14 protein-coding genes and 1 pseudogene are annotated in these 17,404 nt (G+C 45.6%); 14 read left to right on the plus strand and 1 reads right to left on the minus strand.

Going from position 1 to position 17,404, the window contains the following annotated elements; all coding sequences use genetic code 11:
- Positions 1 to 5 precede the first annotated feature (5 nt).
- The 6 genes and pseudogenes from miaB to AADZ70_RS04485 form a co-directional block, all read left to right on the plus strand.
- Positions 6 to 1,535, plus strand: coding sequence for a tRNA (N6-isopentenyl adenosine(37)-C2)-methylthiotransferase MiaB (gene miaB, locus AADZ70_RS04460; RefSeq protein ID WP_003154116.1), 1,530 nt, complete (start codon positions 6 to 8; stop codon positions 1,533 to 1,535).
- A 2-nt stretch (positions 1,536 to 1,537) separates the two neighbouring features.
- Positions 1,538 to 1,969, plus strand: a complete 432-nt coding sequence (locus tag AADZ70_RS04465; RefSeq protein ID WP_016936057.1) for a RicAFT regulatory complex protein RicA family protein — start codon at positions 1,538 to 1,540, stop codon at positions 1,967 to 1,969.
- 255 nt (positions 1,970 to 2,224) lie between these two features.
- Positions 2,225 to 2,770 carry an outer spore coat protein CotE gene (gene cotE / locus AADZ70_RS04470; protein WP_016936056.1) on the plus strand — a complete coding sequence of 182 codons (546 nt, stop codon included), beginning with the start codon at positions 2,225 to 2,227 and terminating at the stop codon, positions 2,768 to 2,770.
- A 117-nt stretch (positions 2,771 to 2,887) separates the two neighbouring features.
- Positions 2,888 to 5,473 carry a DNA mismatch repair protein MutS gene (gene mutS / locus AADZ70_RS04475; RefSeq protein ID WP_099744063.1) on the plus strand — a complete coding sequence of 862 codons (2,586 nt, stop codon included), beginning with the start codon at positions 2,888 to 2,890 and terminating at the stop codon, positions 5,471 to 5,473.
- Positions 5,474 to 5,488: 15 nt separating this feature from the next.
- Entirely contained in the window at positions 5,489 to 7,369 is a 1,881-nt protein-coding gene (gene mutL / locus AADZ70_RS04480) for a DNA mismatch repair endonuclease MutL (protein ID WP_342007777.1), read from the plus strand.
- A gap of 82 nt (positions 7,370 to 7,451) precedes the next feature.
- Positions 7,452 to 7,673 (plus strand): annotated as a pseudogene (locus AADZ70_RS04485) (tyrosine-type recombinase/integrase); the annotation flags it as partial.
- A 395-nt stretch (positions 7,674 to 8,068) separates the two neighbouring features.
- Here AADZ70_RS04485 and AADZ70_RS04490 read toward each other — a convergent pair.
- Positions 8,069 to 8,278: a hypothetical protein gene (locus AADZ70_RS04490; RefSeq protein WP_064778929.1), complete on the minus strand. Its 210-nt coding sequence runs from the start codon at positions 8,276 to 8,278 to the stop codon at positions 8,069 to 8,071.
- Between the two features lie 741 nt (positions 8,279 to 9,019).
- Here AADZ70_RS04490 and AADZ70_RS04495 point away from each other — a divergent pair.
- From AADZ70_RS04495 to AADZ70_RS04530, 8 genes are all read left to right on the plus strand, one after another.
- The gene (locus tag AADZ70_RS04495; RefSeq protein ID WP_327814262.1) at positions 9,020 to 9,697 is read left to right on the plus strand and encodes an MBL fold metallo-hydrolase; all 678 of its coding nucleotides are present in this window, start codon (positions 9,020 to 9,022) and stop codon (positions 9,695 to 9,697) included.
- A 314-nt stretch (positions 9,698 to 10,011) separates the two neighbouring features.
- Complete coding sequence (gene fabD, locus AADZ70_RS04500) at positions 10,012 to 10,881, plus strand: ACP S-malonyltransferase (RefSeq protein ID WP_342007778.1); 870 nt, start codon at positions 10,012 to 10,014, stop codon at positions 10,879 to 10,881.
- 134 nt (positions 10,882 to 11,015) lie between these two features.
- Positions 11,016 to 11,990, plus strand: coding sequence for an acyltransferase domain-containing protein (locus tag AADZ70_RS04505; RefSeq protein WP_342007779.1), 975 nt, complete (start codon positions 11,016 to 11,018; stop codon positions 11,988 to 11,990).
- A 1-nt stretch (position 11,991) separates the two neighbouring features.
- Positions 11,992 to 14,232, plus strand: coding sequence for an ACP S-malonyltransferase (gene fabD / locus AADZ70_RS04510; protein ID WP_342007780.1), 2,241 nt, complete (start codon positions 11,992 to 11,994; stop codon positions 14,230 to 14,232).
- Between the two features lie 67 nt (positions 14,233 to 14,299).
- Positions 14,300 to 14,548, plus strand: coding sequence for an acyl carrier protein (locus AADZ70_RS04515; RefSeq protein ID WP_016936047.1), 249 nt, complete (start codon positions 14,300 to 14,302; stop codon positions 14,546 to 14,548).
- 51 nt (positions 14,549 to 14,599) lie between these two features.
- Positions 14,600 to 15,862: a hydroxymethylglutaryl-CoA synthase family protein gene (locus tag AADZ70_RS04520; RefSeq protein WP_342007781.1), complete on the plus strand. Its 1,263-nt coding sequence runs from the start codon at positions 14,600 to 14,602 to the stop codon at positions 15,860 to 15,862.
- Positions 15,859 to 16,632 carry an enoyl-CoA hydratase/isomerase gene (locus AADZ70_RS04525; protein WP_342007782.1) on the plus strand — a complete coding sequence of 258 codons (774 nt, stop codon included), beginning with the start codon at positions 15,859 to 15,861 and terminating at the stop codon, positions 16,630 to 16,632. The genes AADZ70_RS04520 and AADZ70_RS04525 overlap by 4 nt, the downstream gene beginning before the upstream one ends.
- Positions 16,633 to 16,641: 9 nt before the next feature.
- The gene (locus AADZ70_RS04530; protein WP_049628507.1) at positions 16,642 to 17,391 is read left to right on the plus strand and encodes a polyketide synthase; all 750 of its coding nucleotides are present in this window, start codon (positions 16,642 to 16,644) and stop codon (positions 17,389 to 17,391) included.
- Positions 17,392 to 17,404 lie beyond the last annotated feature (13 nt).

The raw sequence follows: 17,404 nt of genomic DNA on the forward strand, positions 1-17,404 counted from the left end.
CGAACATGAATGAAAAGCAAAAGCAGGAAAGCGGACAAGTAAATCCAGCGGACAAAAAATCCGAAAAGGATTACAGTAAGTATTTTGAAGCCGTATATATTCCGCCTTCTTTAAAAGATGCGAAAAAACGGGGCAAAGAATCCGTTCAATATCATAACGATTTTAAAATCTCAGAAGAATTTAAAGGTCTCGGTGAAGGCAGGAAATTTTATATCCGCACGTACGGATGCCAAATGAACGAACATGATACGGAAGTCATGGCGGGTATTTTTATGGCGCTCGGTTATGAAGCGACAAATTCGGTCGATGATGCGAATGTCATTTTATTAAACACCTGCGCCATCCGGGAAAACGCTGAAAACAAAGTGTTCGGTGAGCTCGGCCATTTAAAAGCGCTCAAAAAAAATAACCCGGATCTGATTCTGGGTGTATGCGGCTGTATGTCACAGGAAGAATCAGTCGTAAACCGCATCCTTAAAAAGCACCCGTTTGTCGATATGATTTTCGGGACGCACAATATTCACCGCCTGCCGGAATTGTTATCAGAAGCCTATTTATCAAAAGAGATGGTTATTGAAGTGTGGTCGAAGGAAGGGGATGTTATTGAAAACCTTCCGAAGGTCCGCAACGGAAAAATTAAAGGCTGGGTCAACATTATGTACGGCTGCGATAAGTTCTGCACATACTGCATCGTGCCGTATACCCGCGGAAAAGAGCGGAGCCGCCGTCCTGAAGAAATAATCCAGGAAGTCAGAAGACTTGCAAGCGAAGGCTATAAAGAAATCACGCTGCTCGGTCAAAACGTTAATGCGTACGGAAAAGATTTTGAGGACATGACGTACGGACTCGGTGATTTAATGGACGAACTGCGTAAAATTGATATTCCGAGAATCCGGTTTACGACGAGCCACCCGCGTGACTTTGATGACCATCTGATCGAAGTGCTCGCCAAAGGCGGCAACCTGCTTGACCATATCCATCTTCCGGTTCAATCAGGAAGCTCGGCGATGTTAAAAATGATGGCGCGCAAATATGACAGAGAACGCTATCTGGAGCTTGTCGGAAAAATTAAAGCGGCGATGCCGAACGCTTCACTCACTACCGATATCATTGTCGGTTTCCCGAATGAAACGGATGAACAGTTTGAAGAAACACTTTCGTTATATCGCGAAGTGGAATTTGACAGTGCATATACGTTTATCTACTCTCCCCGTGAAGGCACGCCTGCAGCGAAGATGAAAGACAACGTTCCGATGAGGGTCAAAAAAGAACGTCTTCAGCGCCTCAATGATTTGGTGAAAGAAATTTCAGCCAAAAAAATGAAGGAATATGAAGGCAGGACTGTCGAAGTATTAGTTGAGGGAGAAAGCAAAAATAACCCTGACATTCTTGCCGGCTATACAGAAAAAAGCAAGCTCGTCAACTTCAAAGGGCCGAAAGACGCCATCGGCAAGATTGTACGCGTCAAAATCGAACAGGCGAAAACATGGTCGCTTGACGGTGTGATGGCAGGAGAAGCAATCGAGGTGAAATAATAATGACGCTTTACTCTAAGAAAGACATTGTCCAGCAGGCAAGAAACCTTGCGAAAATGATTTCTGAAACAGAAGAAGTTGATTTTTTCAAACGCGCCGAGGCGCAGATTAATGAAAATGAAAAAGTCTCTGCGATTATCAATCAGATTAAAGCTCTGCAAAAGCAAGCCGTTAACCTGAAGCATTATGAAAAGCTTGAAGCTTTGAAACAAGTGGAAAGTAAAATTGACGCCCTGCAGGAAGAGCTTGAAGGAATTCCGATCATTCAGGAATTCAGAGATTCCCAGATTGAGGTCAATGATCTTCTTCAGCTTGTCGCCCATACGATTTCCAATCAGGTGACAAATGAAATCATTACGTCTACCGGCGGCAACCTGCTGACAGGAGAAACCGGTTCAAAAGTAAAACATTCGAACAACAGCTGTTCTCTTTAAACACGGGGCCATCATCGGCCCGTGTTTTTTTGTCTTTCAAGAACTAATTGTTATATGTACTAAATATTCATCTTATCTGTTGTTTCGGCCCATTTTCCCTCAAAAAGTTTTATCAGACTTAAAAGTAAAGTTTCTGGGCGAGGCTGCATACAATGAAACAGAAACTTTGTATTTTTATATTTTTATTATAAAAATGCACATGAGACAAATGCCCAGCATAAGATAACACGAAGAAGAACAAGGAGGCCTATCGGAATGTCTGAATACAGGGAAATTATTACGAAAGCGGTAGTTGCGAAAGGCAGAAAATTCACCCAGTGCACAAATACAATCTCACCTGATGAAAAACCGTCAAGTATATTGGGCGGCTGGATTATCAATCACAAATATGATGCCGAAAAGATCGGGAAGACTGTAGAAATTGAAGGGTATTATGATATAAACGTCTGGTACTCTTACGCTGATAATACAAAAACGGAAGTTGTAACCGAGAGAGTGAAATATGTTGATGTGATTAAACTCAGATACAGAGATACTAATTACTTAGATGACGAACACGAAGTCATCGCCAAAGTGCTGCAGCAGCCGAATTGTCTTGAGGTCACCATTTCTCCTAACGGAAATAAAATCGTCGTTCAGGCCGAGCGGGAGTTTTTAGCGGAAGTGGTCGGGGAAACGAAAGTAGTCGTAGAAGTAAATCCAGACTGGGAAGAAGACGATGATGATGATTGGGAAGACGATCTTGACGAAGAATTAGAGGACATTAACCCTGAATTTTTAGTCGGAGATCCTGAAGAATAAGCAGAGGCTAGGGGAGTCAGCACCCCAAGTCTCTTTTTTATATATAAAGATATCACTCTTTTGTTTATGTTATAATGGGATGCGGAAAACAGAAGATACATAGTGAGGGATTAAATGATGGCTAGTTATACGCCTATGATACAGCAATACTTGAAAATAAAGGCAGAGCACCAGGATGCCTTTTTATTTTTTCGGCTAGGTGACTTTTATGAAATGTTTTTTGAAGATGCAAAAAAAGCGTCACAAGAGCTTGAAATTACACTGACGAGCAGAGACGGAGGTTCAGCTGACAAAATTCCGATGTGCGGCGTGCCTTATCATTCTGCGGCGGCTTATATTGAACAGCTGATTAAAAAGGGCTATAAAGTCGCGATCTGTGAGCAGACGGAAGATCCGAAGGCGGCTAAAGGCGTTGTGAAACGGGAAGTCGTCCAGCTGATCACGCCGGGAACCGTGATGGACGGAAAAGGCATTCATGAGTCGGAAAACAACTTTATCGCTTCCGTTTCCGAATTTCGTGACGGATACGGCCTTGCTTTATCGGATTTAACGACCGGAGAAAACCTGGCCGTATTTATTGAGCGGATTGAAGATGTCATGTCAGAGATTTATTCAGTCGGCGCAAAGGAGATTGTCGTCTCAAGCAATTTTAATGAAAAGACAGCAGCCCAGCTGAAAGAACGGTGCGGCGCAACGATCTCCATCGAAGACGGAGAAATGACAGAACAGATCGAAATCGCAAAGCACTTGCCGGGCGAAGAGCTGACAAAGACGTTTATGCGTTTATATACGTATTTGCAGAAAACGCAAAAACGGAGTCTGGATCATCTGCAGCCGGTTCAAGTGTATGAATTGGAAGAAGCGATGAAAATTGACCTGTATTCCAAGAGGAATCTTGAACTGACGGAAACGATCCGTTCAAAAAGTAAAAAAGGCTCGCTGCTCTGGCTTTTGGACGAAACGAAGACAGCAATGGGCGGCCGGCTTCTCAAACAATGGATTGACCGTCCGCTGATCAGAGCATCCCAAATCGAAGAACGCCAGGAAATGGTGGAGACGCTGATCAATCATCTGTTTGAGCGTGAAGATCTGCGCGAGCGCCTTAAAGAAGTGTATGATTTAGAGCGTCTTGCGGGCCGGGTCGCATTCGGAAACGTCAATGCAAGGGATTTAATCCAGCTGAAAGAATCATTAAAACAGGTGCCGAGCATTAAAGAGCTTGTAGGGTCTCTGAACCATAAAAAAGCAAAAGAACGCGCCGGCTTGATTGATCCGTGCAATGATCTGCTTGATCTGTTAGAGGATGCGCTTCATGAAAACCCGCCGTTATCTTTAAAAGAAGGCAACTTAATAAAAGACGGCTATCACCAGAAGCTTGATGAGTACCGTGACGCCAGCAAAAACGGCAAAGACTGGATTGCCAGACTGGAGCAGCAGGAACGCGCTTATACGGGCATCCGTTCATTAAAAGTCGGCTTTAATAAAGTGTTCGGCTATTATATTGAAGTCACAAAAGCAAACCTTCATCTGCTTGAGGACGGGCGGTATGAGCGGAAGCAGACGCTCACAAACGCCGAACGGTACATTACGCCGGAATTAAAGGAAAAAGAAGCGCTTATTTTAGAGGCGGAAAACAACATTTGCGAGCTGGAATATGAGCTTTTTGCCGAACTGCGGGAAAAAGTTAAGAAATTTATTCCGCGTCTGCAGCGTCTTGCTAAGCAAATGAGTGAGCTGGACGCGCTGCAATGCTTTGCCACGATCAGTGAAAACAGGCATTACACAAAACCCGTCTTTTCTGATAACGAGGTCAAAGTCATTGAGGGGAGACATCCTGTCGTTGAAAAAGTGATGGACAGTCAAGAATACGTGCCGAACAATTGCCTGATGGGCGATTCACGGGAAATGCTCCTGATTACGGGTCCGAATATGTCAGGTAAAAGTACGTATATGAGACAGATCGCACTCTTGTCCATCATGGCCCAGATCGGCTGTTTTGTGCCCGCAAAAGAAGCGGTTCTGCCGATTTTTGATCAAATCTTTACGAGAATCGGGGCTGCGGATGATTTGATTTCCGGACAAAGCACCTTTATGGTGGAAATGCTGGAAGCGAAAAACGCGATTGTAAACGCCACAAAAGACAGCCTGATTCTGTTCGATGAAATCGGACGCGGGACATCAACGTACGACGGAATGGCGCTGGCACAGGCAATTATTGAATATGTTCATGATCATATCGGCGCTAAAACACTGTTCAGCACGCATTATCATGAACTGACGGTGCTTGAAGATAAGCTCCCTCAGCTGAAAAACGTTCATGTGCGCGCCGAGGAATATAACGGCACGGTCGTGTTTCTCCATCAAATTAAAGAAGGAGCCGCAGATAAAAGTTACGGCATTCATGTCGCCCAGCTTGCCGAGCTCCCGGATGATCTGATCAGCCGCGCGCAGGAGATCTTAAAACAGCTTGAGCAGACAGGAGATAAACCGGAGCTTCCGGCGGCACCTGAGAAAAAGCCTGCCGTCAAAGAAGAACCGGCACAACTGTCCTTTTTTGCTGACAGTGATAAAAAACAGAAGGCACCGGCTGTTTCTCAAAAAGAAAAACAAGTGCTTGAAGCTTTCAAGTCAATCAATATTCTTGATATGACGCCGCTTGAGGCAATGAATGAAATGTACAAGCTGCAAAAAAAATTAAAATAGAAAGAGGTGACGGACTTGGCAAAAGTCATCCAGCTGTCAGATGAACTTTCAAATAAAATAGCGGCCGGTGAGGTGGTGGAACGGCCTGCATCTGTCGTTAAAGAATTGGTGGAAAACGCCATCGACGCAAACAGCACAGTCATTGAAATCGATATAGAGGAAGCGGGACTTTCGTCGATTCGGGTGCTTGACAACGGCGAAGGTATGGAAGCCGATGATTGCAAACGGGCTTTCCGCCGCCACGCGACCAGTAAAATCAAAGATGAAAACGACCTGTTCCGGGTGAGAACACTCGGTTTCCGCGGAGAAGCTTTGCCAAGTATCGCGTCTGTTTCTCATCTGGAAATCAAAACGAGCATCGGCGAGGGAGCGGGAACTCATCTCATTCTTCAAGGCGGGAATATCATTTCTGAACAGAAATCCTCCAGCAGAAAAGGAACGGAGATCATCGTTACCAACCTGTTTTTCAATACACCCGCCAGATTAAAATATATGAAAACCGTGCATACGGAACTCGGCAATATTACGGATGTCGTCAACCGGATCGCCCTTGCGCATCCGGAAGTATCCATCCGCCTCCGCCACCAGGGGAAAAATCTTCTGCAGACAAACGGCAACGGAGACGTGCGCCATGTGCTGGCCGCGATTTACGGGACGGCGGTTGCGAAAAAAATGATACCGCTCCATGTCAGCTCGCTTGATTTTGAAGTCAAGGGCTACATTGCGCTGCCGGAAATCACGCGTGCATCCAGAAACTATATGTCATCTGTCATTAACGGAAGATACATTAAGAATTTCCCGCTTGTAAAAGCGGTGCATGAGGGCTATCACACACTTCTGCCGATTGGCCGCCATCCGATTACGTTTATCGAAATTACGATGGACCCGATTTTAGTCGATGTCAATGTCCATCCGTCGAAGCTTGAAGTCCGCCTCAGCAAAGAGACGGAACTGCATGAGCTGATCCGTGACGGGATAAAGGAAGTATTTCAAAAGCAGCGGCTTATTCCGAGCGCCCAGCTTCCGAAAAAATCAGCGCCGGCGCCGGTCAAAAACGAACAGCAATTCATAACGTTCGAGGAAAGTGCCCCTGAGCGGAAACTGCCGGAAAAAATGCCGGAACCGTCGTACTCGCCGATGAAGCTGAGTTCGGTCGTAAAAGAGCCGGCTTCGGTAATAATAGAAGAAGAGTTCCTCCCGAAGGAAGCGGATGATGACGTGCCGTCGGAGATCAGCATGCCGGAACCGGAAGCGCCTGTTTCCGATATTCCGGAGCCTGAAGAGGAGGCTGTCTCTGAAGAGATACGGGAAGAAAGGGTGCCGGTGATGTATCCGATCGGCCAAATGCACGGGACCTATATTTTAGCCCAAAACGAAAACGGGTTATATATCATTGACCAGCATGCGGCTCAAGAGCGGATTAAATACGAATATTTCCGGGAAAAAGTCGGGCAGGTTGAGCCTGAAGTGCAGGATATGATCGTGCCGCTCACCTTTCATTATGCGGCAAATGAAGCGCTGATTATTGAACAGCACCAGCAGGAGCTTGAAAGCGTCGGGGTATTTTTAGAAGCATTCGGCACGAACAGTTATATCGTCCGCTGTCATCCGGCCTGGTTTCCAAAAGGAGAAGAGGCTGAATTGATTGAAGAAATCATTCAGCAGGTGCTTGACGCCAAACGGATCGACATTAAAAAGCTGCGGGAGGAAGCGGCCATTATGATGAGCTGTAAAGGCTCGATCAAAGCGAACCGCCATTTGCGCAACGATGAAATCAAAGCGCTCTTGGACGATCTGCGCCGAACGACAGACCCGTTCACATGCCCGCACGGCCGGCCGATTATTATTCATCACAGCACGTATGAGATGGAGAAGATGTTTAAGCGTGTGATGTAGAAGGGTTCCGTGTGGGATGTATCCCTCGTGCTCACATTTTGCCCACTGATTTTTAACTGTTTAGGTATTCATCAAACCGGTTAATGCTGAATATCTTTTCAAAAGCCGCGAAGGGATCAACAAGCCCATTTCCCGGTCGATGGCCGATAAGATTTTAAGGAATGTCACTGAGCGTGTCGGTTTGGATGATATAGGCACACACACGCTGAGGAAAAGATTCGGATACCATTTTTATAAGCGAACAAAAGACGTTGCCATGCTGCAGGAGATTTTCAATCACTCTGACCAGCGGACAACCCTTTGATACATTGGAATTAACCAGGATGCCATGAACAACGCCATGAAGAAATTTAAAATATAAGCAGGCTCATCTCATAAACAAGATGAGTCTTTTTTTCTGCGTATTTTTATTGATTCCCTTCAAAAAGCAAACGTGGAATTCATTTTAGGGATATTGCTTGAAAACAGAGGGGGAAAGGGCTGAAACATCAGGGGAAACCAAGATTTAAACTTGTTTTAATGTTTAAAGGGTCAAATGATTATAAAAATAATCGGAAAGCTACATGATTATCATGAGTTTTATGAGTACCTCCTTTTACAAATTCACAGGGAGATGGGTGGAAATTTAAATCAAATTGGAACTTGGTGAGCTGACAATTTAAAAAAGTCAAAGGGGACTAGTAATTAGCCCCCCCAAATTTAGTTCTTCCTGCGTTTTTTTCTGTTTTTGATTAAACTGAAAACCACTAAGAGAACGACACCGACAGCAACGACATAAAATGAAATTTCTGCTGCTGGGGTGTTAATATTCTTAAGAACAAGGATAAGCCCTATTAAAACTATAGGAATAATGTAAGTTAGAATTTTTATCGCTTTTGGGCTCGGTTCAGCGTTTCTTTTATTTTCCATAATTACCTCCGTCTAAAGCTTAACACAGATTAAATTTGATCATCACCAACAATAGTCCTGTTTAAAGGGAAAATATAAGAGTTTAAGTCATCCAGCAAGCGGCGTACGTGCCGTTTGGTTCAGAAGATGCTTTATCTTTCTGGCATAAAAGATTACTCAGGAGAGAATGCACCGGCTGTTCCAAGTTTTGGACTGTACTCTGGCAAAAGAAAGTAAAGAAACAACATCTTGTGTATGAATTACGTCGTATTTTTTCTGATTCGAATTGTGGATTAATTCCAGCTCATAAGCATAACATTGAAATTCGGTGTAAGGAACTAAGGTATTCTGATATATTTTGTGGAAGCCGTATGGGTTTAGTTTAGCTTGAAGAAAAGGATTGAAATAAGAATCAAGATTGAGAGCGATTTAAAGACTGACCATACTCTCTGGCTATTTCGGCAATTCCTTTTCCAAATAAAAACTCGATTTGTTTTTATTCTTTTTATCCGGAAATTATACCATTCTTCATTTTCTGAATAAAATCTCCTAAAGTATTCATGTAAATGAATATTCTTATTTACTTATATATTACGATAATAAATGTTAAATACCGACGGCTGGTTCTTTTGGTTGATTTGAACAGTTTTTTATCTTTACCGGAAAATCCATGGAAAAACGTGTTGTCATCTGGTAAAGTGGTTACAGCCGGCTGGGCGGCGGCAGCAGTCTGCCCGGATCTTTTGAATGGGAATGGTGACAATGGATCATACATATGAAGTGCATCAAATTAAAACCTATCACCAGATGTGGTCCAACTATTGTTATATTATCGCAGACCGTTCAAAAAAATCTGCGATAGCGGTGGACCCGTCCTGGGAAATCGACAAAATAACCGATAAACTGCATGAATTGGATGTTGATTTATCAGCTGTTTTATTAACACATTCACATTATGACCATGTAAACTTGGCGGAGCCGCTTCAGCAAATCTATCACTCTGATGTATACATGTCGTCAGCTGAAATCGATTACTATCAATTCCGGTGCAAAAACTTAATAGCGCTTGAAGACGGTCAGACCTTTGCAGCGGGGGGATTTATCATCAAGAGCATACTGACTCCGGGACATACGGCCGGAGGGATGTGCTATTTGCTTTCTGATCACCTTTTTACCGGTGACACCGTGTTTACCGAAGGTTGCGGAATATGTCAGGACAGAGGCAGTTCTGCGGAAGATATGTTTAACAGTATACAGCGGATCAAAGCCTCCATTCCGCCGCATGTGCGAGTATATCCTGGGCATTCTTTCGGGGAGAAACCGGGTCAAAAAATGGAGAGTCTTTTGAAAAACAATATTTACTTTCAAATTGACAAAAAAGAACATTTCGTGAATTTTCGCACTAGAAAAAATCAAAAAGGGCTGTTTCATTTTAAGTAGCGTGTAATTTAGTTCTATTTAACTGCTTTTTCTTTCGGGATTAGAAATGTCTGAAATGAAATGATAGTAATTGCTTTCTTTTTGTCGATTTATGCCTGAGTAACAAGGGTTTGCGGGAAGGAGCGCAGGGTAGGCTGGGTGGGACATTCTGCTTATATCCGTTCCGAAAGACCTAAACACTCCTTCCCTTGGGAAAAAATAGGCATTATTCAGGAGTCCGCATAGGATAAATTAACTTGACATGGTATTTTTGTGAAGTTACTATCAATTTGAACATGCTTCTTAACTGAATCCGAGAAAGGATGGCTGAGAAAATGATTACATACTTATTCCCAGGACAAGGTTCTCAAAAACAGGGAATGGGAAGTTCATTGTTTGATGAATTTAAAGACTTAACTGAGCAGGCTGATGACACACTCGGATATTCTATGAAACGGCTTTGCCTTGAGAATCCGTATTCCAACCTTCACAAGACGCAGTTCACTCAGCCCGCTTTATATGTAGTCAACGCGTTAAGCTATTTGAAAAAAATCCAAGACAATGACATAAAGCCGGATTATGTGGCCGGCCACAGTTTGGGAGAATATAATGCGCTGTTTGCCGCAGGCGCTTTTGATTTTATTACGGGCTTGCAGCTTGTCCGTAAAAGAGGCGAATTAATGAGTATGGCCACTGACGGAAAAATGGCCGCCGTTATGGGATTAACTGCACCTCAAGCGGCAGATGTCCTTCAAACGAACGGATTACATACGATTGATATTGCCAATATGAATTCTCCTCATCAAGTTGTCATCTCCGGACGAAAAGAAGACATTGAAAGAGCCAAAAGCGTATTCGAAGGAATAAAAGATGTGACGATGTTTCATCCGTTAAACGTAAGCGGCGCTTTTCACTCGAGATATATGAGTGAAGCAAAACAAGAGTTCGAAAAATTTTTACAGTCATTTCATTTTTCTGCTATATCAATTCCTGTCATTTCTAACGTCCATGCCAGACCTTATGAACAAGACGAAATCCCCTCCGTTCTGGCTGATCAGATCGACCATTCAGTACGATGGCACGACAGCATCCGCTATCTCCTGAACATCGGGCGGATGGAATTTGAAGAAGTAGGCCCGGGCCATGTGCTGACAGGACTTATTCACCGCATCAAAAAAGAAACTGAAACTTTACCCGCGATGTAGCGGATCATAAGACAAAATTCTTTTCTCACACAACATTGCCCAGTCATACAACATCACGATCACTTCACTTCACGACATCACGAAACACTCACAAATCAATATTTTAAAAAAATATGCAGCGAAAAGGAGAACAAATGAGCCAGCCAATTGTTTTCATGTTTTCCGGACAGGGTTCCCAATATTATCACATGGGAAAAGAGCTGTTTGCACATAACGCCGTTTTTCGGCAGAAAATGCTCGACTTGGACGATTTTGCCGCCAGCCGTTTCGGTGTTTCTGTCCTTAAAGAGATTTATCATACAGCCAATCGTCTGTCCGATCCATTTGACCGCCTTCTTTTCAGCCATCCCGCCATTTTTATGGCTGAGTACGCACTCGCGTATGCTTTGGAACAAAAAGGCATACGTCCCGATTGTGTAATCGGAGCGAGCCTCGGAGAATATGCGGCGGCCGCTGTGTCAGGTGTGCTCAGCCCCGAAGACGCTTTAGATTGCGTGCTGGAGCAGGCCGAAATCATTACGGAAACATGCCGAAACGGCAGCATGCTTGCGGTACTGGGGAATCCGAAATTATACCAAGATGATCCGCTGCTCCATGAAAATAGTGAATTGGCCGCTGTTAACTATCAATCTCACTTTGTCATCTCTGGAGAGCAGGGACACATCAGAAAAATCATGGACGAGCTGAGAGAAAAGCAGATTCCTCATCAGCTGCTGCCGGTATCATACGGGTTTCACTCAGCGATGGTTGATCAGGTGGAGCATCCGTACAAGCGCTTTTTGGCTCAGAAATCAATCCGGACTCCGTTTATTCCGTTCATTTCCAGTGCGACTGGAGAGGCTGAGACGGATATTCAAGCGGACTTTTTCTGGAATGCCGTCAGAAAGCCGATTCGATTCCGCGAAGCGCTTCAATTTGCTGAAAGCCGCGAAAAGGGATTGTATATCGATGCCGGGCCTTCCGGAACATTGGCCGCATTTGCCAAACAGATTCTTCCCGCAGGATCGGCTGAACGCATCCGTACCATTATGACGCCGTTCCATAAAGAACAAACCCATTTGCAGCAAATCGAAGACATCATTTTATCATCGCCCGGAAGGAGACTGTAAGATGATCAGCTTTGTTTTTCCCGGCCAAGGTTCGCAAAGAGTAGAGATGGGAGAGGAGCTGTTCGGCCGCTACCCTGAATTAACCGCTAAGGCCGATCATATTCTCGGATATTCCGTTCAGGAGCTGTGCAGGGACGGAGAACGTCTCAATCAGACTCAATTCACTCAGCCGGCACTCTATGTCGTCAATGCCCTGAGTTATTTGAAAAAAACAGAAGAAACCGGCTTGAAACCGGATTTTACCGCCGGACACAGTTTAGGAGAATATAACGCGTTATACGCCTCGGGAGCCTTTGATTTTGAAGAAGGCTTGCAGCTGGTCAAAAAGAGGGGCGAACTGATGAGCCGCGCAAAAGGAGGCGGCATGGCAGCGGTGATCGGCCTGACTCATGAGCAGGTGACGGACGTTTTAAGAGAATATCAATTACATATGGTTGATATCGCCAACATGAACACACCGCAGCAAATTGTCCTTTCCGGATATAAAGAAGATATTGAAAAAGCGGCATCCGTATTTGAATCTATAAATGGCGTGAAAATGGTTCACCGCTTAAATGTCAGCGGCGCTTTTCATTCCAGATACATGCTCGAGGCGAAGGAGGAGTTTTCACGGTTTATTGAATCTTTCCATTTTAAGCCGCTGTCCATTCCGGTCATTTCAAATGTGACGGCAAGGCCTTATGAGCAGAGTGAGCTGAAAGAGACACTCGCCGCGCAAATAACGGGATCTGTGAACTGGACAGACAGCATCCGTTTCTTAATGGGACGAAAGAACATGAGCTTTGAAGAAATCGGTCCCGGAAAAGTGCTGACCGGGCTGATACAAAGAATTACAGCTGAAGCGAAGCCGATAACAGATGAAATCAAAGCTCCGGCTGCGGCTGAAAAAAGCTCAATTACGGCGGCATCTTTAGGAAATGAAGAGTTTAAACGTGATTATCAGCTGAAATACGCCTATCTGGCCGGCGGCATGTACCGCGGAATCGCTTCGAAGGAGATGGTCGTCAGGCTGGCCAAAAAAGGAATGATGGGCTTTTTCGGAACAGGCGGATTAAGCATCGGACAGACGGAGGACGCCATTTTGTCAATTCAGCATGAGCTTCGTGACGGCGGTTCCTTCGGCATAAATGTTGTACATAATATGAAGCATGCAGATTCTGAAGAAAAAATGGTTGATCTTTTACTGAAGCATGGGGTGCAGAATTTGGAAGCATCAGCATTTTTAACGGTTACTCCCGCTTTAGTCAGGTTTCGCGCTAAGGGGTTAAAGCGAGGTGCTGACGGACAAGTGACAGCGCGTCAGCGGATTATTGCCAAACTGTCCCGTCCGGAAGTAGCGGAAGCGTTTCTCAGCCCGGCGCCTGATCATATGTTGCAAAAGCTTGCAGCCGAAAACAAGATTACCGCTGAGGAAGCGAATCTGATGAGAGAAATACCCGTTGCGCATGACATCTGCGTGGAGGCCGATTCGGGCGGCCATACTGACGGCGGAGCTGCTTACAGCCTCATGCCGGCGATCGTCCGTTTAAGAGATGACATGATGAAAAAATATCGATACGGCAAAACCGTCCGTATCGGAGCCGCAGGGGGAATCGGAACGCCTGAGGCTGCCATGGCCGCATTTATGCTCGGCGCTGATTTTATTGTGACCGGGTCCATTAACCAATGCACCGTTGAAGCGGCGACAAGCATTCCCGTCAAGGATCTGCTTCAGCAGATGAATGTACAGGACACGGCTTACGCGCCGGCCGGCGATATGTTTGAATCAGGCAGCAAAGTGCAGGTGTTAAAGAAAGGACTGTTCTTCCCGACCCGCGCCGCTAAACTGCATGAACTGTATCAGCGTCACGGCTCAATTGAAGAAATTGATGAAAAGACAATCAGACAAATAGAAGAGAAGTATTTTAAGGCAAGTGTAAGCAGTGTTTATGAAAAAGTGAAGGCGCACTATTCGAGAGAAGACATTTCAAAAGCCGAACGGAATCCGAAACAGAAAATGGCGCTCATATTCAAATGGTATTTCAGGCAAAGCTCCGCCTCGGCAATTAAAGGAGATCCCGATGCCAAGGTAGATTACCAGATTCATTGCGGGCCGGCATTGGGAGCCTTTAATCAATGGGTGAAAGGTACGGAGCTGGAATCCTGGAAAAACCGCCATGCCGATGGAATCGGCCTGCGGCTGATGGAAGAGACGGCCTCGCTTTTGAATCAGAAGTTACGTTCATTTTTGCAAACGTGTTGACAAGACGAAATGATAGATTGAAAACATGGAATATTCATAAAAAGGATGAAACAGGGAGGAACTGACAATGAGTAAAGATAGAATCTTTGAATTGCTGCAGAACACAATTTACGAGGTTTTGCCTGATTTAGAAGGCGAACGGCTCTCACATGAAGACCGTTTAGTTGATTTGGGGGCGGATTCAGTGGATCGTGCAGAAATTATCACGATGATGCTGGAGGAATTATCTTTGCAGATCCCGCGTGTGGAGCTGACAGGAGTCTCAAACATCGGCGAATTGGCTGAAAAGCTTTATGAAAAGGTACAGGCCGTCTGATAAAACGGCGCAAAAATCGGAAGCTCAAAATTCATATTGGAGGCGAAGTTCATGACTGCTGCCGGAATAGAAGCGATAAATGTGTTTGGCGGGACGGCATACCTCGATGTCATGCAGCTGGCGGAGTACAGAAACTTAGACTCTGCCAGATTTGAGAATTTACTGATGAAAGAAAAAGCGGTGGCGCTTCCCTATGAAGACCCCGTTACATTCGGCGTTAACGCGGCAAAGCCGATTATCGACCGATTGACAGAGGCTGAAAAAGACAGAATCGAGCTGCTGATTACCTGCTCGGAGTCCGGCATCGACTTCGGAAAATCACTCAGTACATATATTCATGATTACTTAGGTCTCAACCGGAACTGCCGTTTATTTGAACTGAAGCAAGCCTGCTATTCAGGAACGGCGGGCCTGCAGATGGCGCTTAACTTTATTTTGTCCCAGACGTCCCCAGGAGCGAAAGCGCTTGTCGTTGCGACGGATATTTCCCGGTTTTTAATTGCCGAAGGCGGCGATGCGTTAAGCGAAGATTGGTCTTACGCAGAACCGAGCGCCGGAGCGGGTGCCGTCGCCTTATTGATCGGTGAAAATCCGATCGTATTTCAGGCGGATGCGGGCGCAAACGGCTACTACGGCTATGAGGTGATGGATACATGCCGGCCGATCCCTGACAGTGAAGCCGGTGACGCCGACTTGTCATTGATGTCTTACCTTGATTGCTGTGAACAGACATTTCGCGAGTACAAAAACCGTGTGCCGGGCGCTGACTACAAAGAGACGTTTCACTACCTTGCCTTCCATACACCGTTTGGCGGCATGGTAAAAGGAGCCCACCGGACGATGATGCGCAAGCTTGCAAAAGCGAAAAACGCTGAGATCGAACAGGATTTTCAAACAAGGGTAGAGCCGGGGCTCCGCTACTGCCAACGTGTCGGCAACATTATGGGCGCAGCCTCTTTATTGGCTCTTGCCAGTACGATTGACCAAGGGGCATTCGGCACTTCTAAACGGATCGGCTGTTTCTCCTACGGGTCAGGATGCTGTTCGGAATTTTACAGCGGTGTTGTAACGCCTGAGGGACAGGCGCGGCAGCATTCTTTCAAGATAGAAGAGCATCTGAACGACAGATACAGGCTGTCCATGGAGGAGTATGAAGAACTGTTTAAAGGCAGCGGTTTGGTCAAATTCGGAACCCGGAATGTCAAATTGGACATGAATATGCTTCCGAACATCTTAGACCATCATACCGGAAGCCCCCGTTTATATTTGGAAGAAATCACGGAATTTCACCGGAAATACAGGTGGATCCCGTGACCTATGAGACGATAAAGGTCCGTTTTCAGCAAAATGTCTGTTTCATCACCTTTTATCGGCCTGAAGCCAACAATACGATTAATGAGCGTTTAGTGGAGGAATGTCTGCATGTTCTTTCTGAATGTGGGGACTCCATTACCTCCGTAGTGCTTGAAGGGCTGCCGGAGGTATTTTGTTTCGGGGCGGATTTCGATGAGATGTACGAGAAAATGAGACAGGGCATGCAGCATGCGGAATCACAGGAGCCGCTTTACCGTTTGTGGCTGGCATTAAAATCCGGGCCGTACATCACCATCGCCCGCGTGCGCGGAAAAGTAAATGCGGGAGGTGTCGGATTTGCTGCCGCGTGCGATATCGTCATCGCAGACGAGAGTGCTTCATTCAGTTTATCTGAGCTGTTATTCGGGCTGTATCCCGCCTGCGTTCTGCCGTTTTTAATTCAAAGAATCGGATTTCAAAAGGCGCATTATATGACGATTATGACAAAGCCCGTGCCGGCAAGGCAGGCGCTTGAATGGGGGCTTTGTGACGTATGCGTTTCGGACAGCGCAACAGAGCTGAGAAAGCATTTGCTGCGCCTTCGTCCGCTGTCGAAAAAAGCAGTCATCCGCTACAAACGATACATGGATTCCTTAAACGACCTTGTTCATCGTTCGAAATCCGCTGCTTTAGCCGAAAATCAAGCGATGTTTTCAGATCAGGATAACCAATCAGCCATCATCCGTTATGCAGAAACGGGGCGGCTTCCTTGGGAAACGGAGAACAGTTAGGAGGATATCATGCCGAACGCCGCAGTTGAACTGCTCGAAATTGAATCGGAAATTATCCAAGTGACAATGCAGGATAAAACCCACAAAAATGCCTTCTCCAAAGAGCTGACGGATGGATTGATGGAGGCTTTCGCCCGTATTAAAAAATCGTCCGTCTATAAAGCTGTGATTTTAACAGGCTACGGTCATTACTTTGCTTCCGGAGGCACACAGGAAGGCTTACTCAGGATTCAGCAGGGCATCACGAAATTTACGGAAGACCGGATGTACTCTTTGGCGCTGGAATGTGATATCCCCGTCATTTCCGCGATGCAGGGTCACGGAATCGGAGGCGGGTTTGTCATGGGGCTTTTCAGTGATTTTGTCATTTTAAGCAAAGAAAGCGTGTATACCGCAAACTTTATGAAATACGGCTTCACCCCCGGAATGGGCGCTACCTTCATCGTTCCGCAGAAGCTTGGGCCAAGCCTCGGACATGAAATGCTGTTAAACGGAGGCCATTACCGCGGCGGTGATCTGGAGAAAAGAGGGGTGCCTTTTCCAGTGCTTCCGAGGCAGGAAGTATTGGGATACGCACAGGAACTGGCCCGTGAGCTTGCGGAAAAACCGAGAAACTCGTTAATCACATTGAAAAGGCACTTGGTGACGCCGTTTCGCGAGCAGCTTCCGGCCGTCATTGAGAAAGAGTTAATCATGCATGACCAGACGTTTCATGATGATGAAGTGAAAAAACGAATCACGACGATGTACGGAGTATAAGACATACAGATGA

Origin of the sequence: Bacillus sp. YBsi01, from assembly GCF_038406745.1 — a bacterium.
Lineage (GTDB): Bacteria > Bacillota > Bacilli > Bacillales > Bacillaceae > Bacillus > Bacillus siamensis.

Coding starts and splice junctions, on each gene's coding strand:
- AADZ70_RS04515 (WP_016936047.1), top strand. CDS start 14,300: ATGAGTAAAGATAGAATCTTTGAATTGCTGCAGAACACAATTTACGAG.
- AADZ70_RS04490 (WP_064778929.1), bottom strand. CDS start 8,278: ATGGAAAATAAAAGAAACGCTGAACCGAGCCCAAAAGCGATAAAAATT.
- cotE (WP_016936056.1), top strand. CDS start 2,225: ATGTCTGAATACAGGGAAATTATTACGAAAGCGGTAGTTGCGAAAGGC.
- AADZ70_RS04465 (WP_016936057.1), top strand. CDS start 1,538: ATGACGCTTTACTCTAAGAAAGACATTGTCCAGCAGGCAAGAAACCTT.
- fabD (WP_342007778.1), top strand. CDS start 10,012: ATGATTACATACTTATTCCCAGGACAAGGTTCTCAAAAACAGGGAATG.
- miaB (WP_003154116.1), top strand. CDS start 6: ATGAATGAAAAGCAAAAGCAGGAAAGCGGACAAGTAAATCCAGCGGAC.
- fabD (WP_342007780.1), top strand. CDS start 11,992: ATGATCAGCTTTGTTTTTCCCGGCCAAGGTTCGCAAAGAGTAGAGATG.
- mutS (WP_099744063.1), top strand. CDS start 2,888: ATGGCTAGTTATACGCCTATGATACAGCAATACTTGAAAATAAAGGCA.
- AADZ70_RS04495 (WP_327814262.1), top strand. CDS start 9,020: ATGGATCATACATATGAAGTGCATCAAATTAAAACCTATCACCAGATG.
- AADZ70_RS04520 (WP_342007781.1), top strand. CDS start 14,600: ATGACTGCTGCCGGAATAGAAGCGATAAATGTGTTTGGCGGGACGGCA.
- AADZ70_RS04505 (WP_342007779.1), top strand. CDS start 11,016: ATGAGCCAGCCAATTGTTTTCATGTTTTCCGGACAGGGTTCCCAATAT.
- AADZ70_RS04530 (WP_049628507.1), top strand. CDS start 16,642: ATGCCGAACGCCGCAGTTGAACTGCTCGAAATTGAATCGGAAATTATC.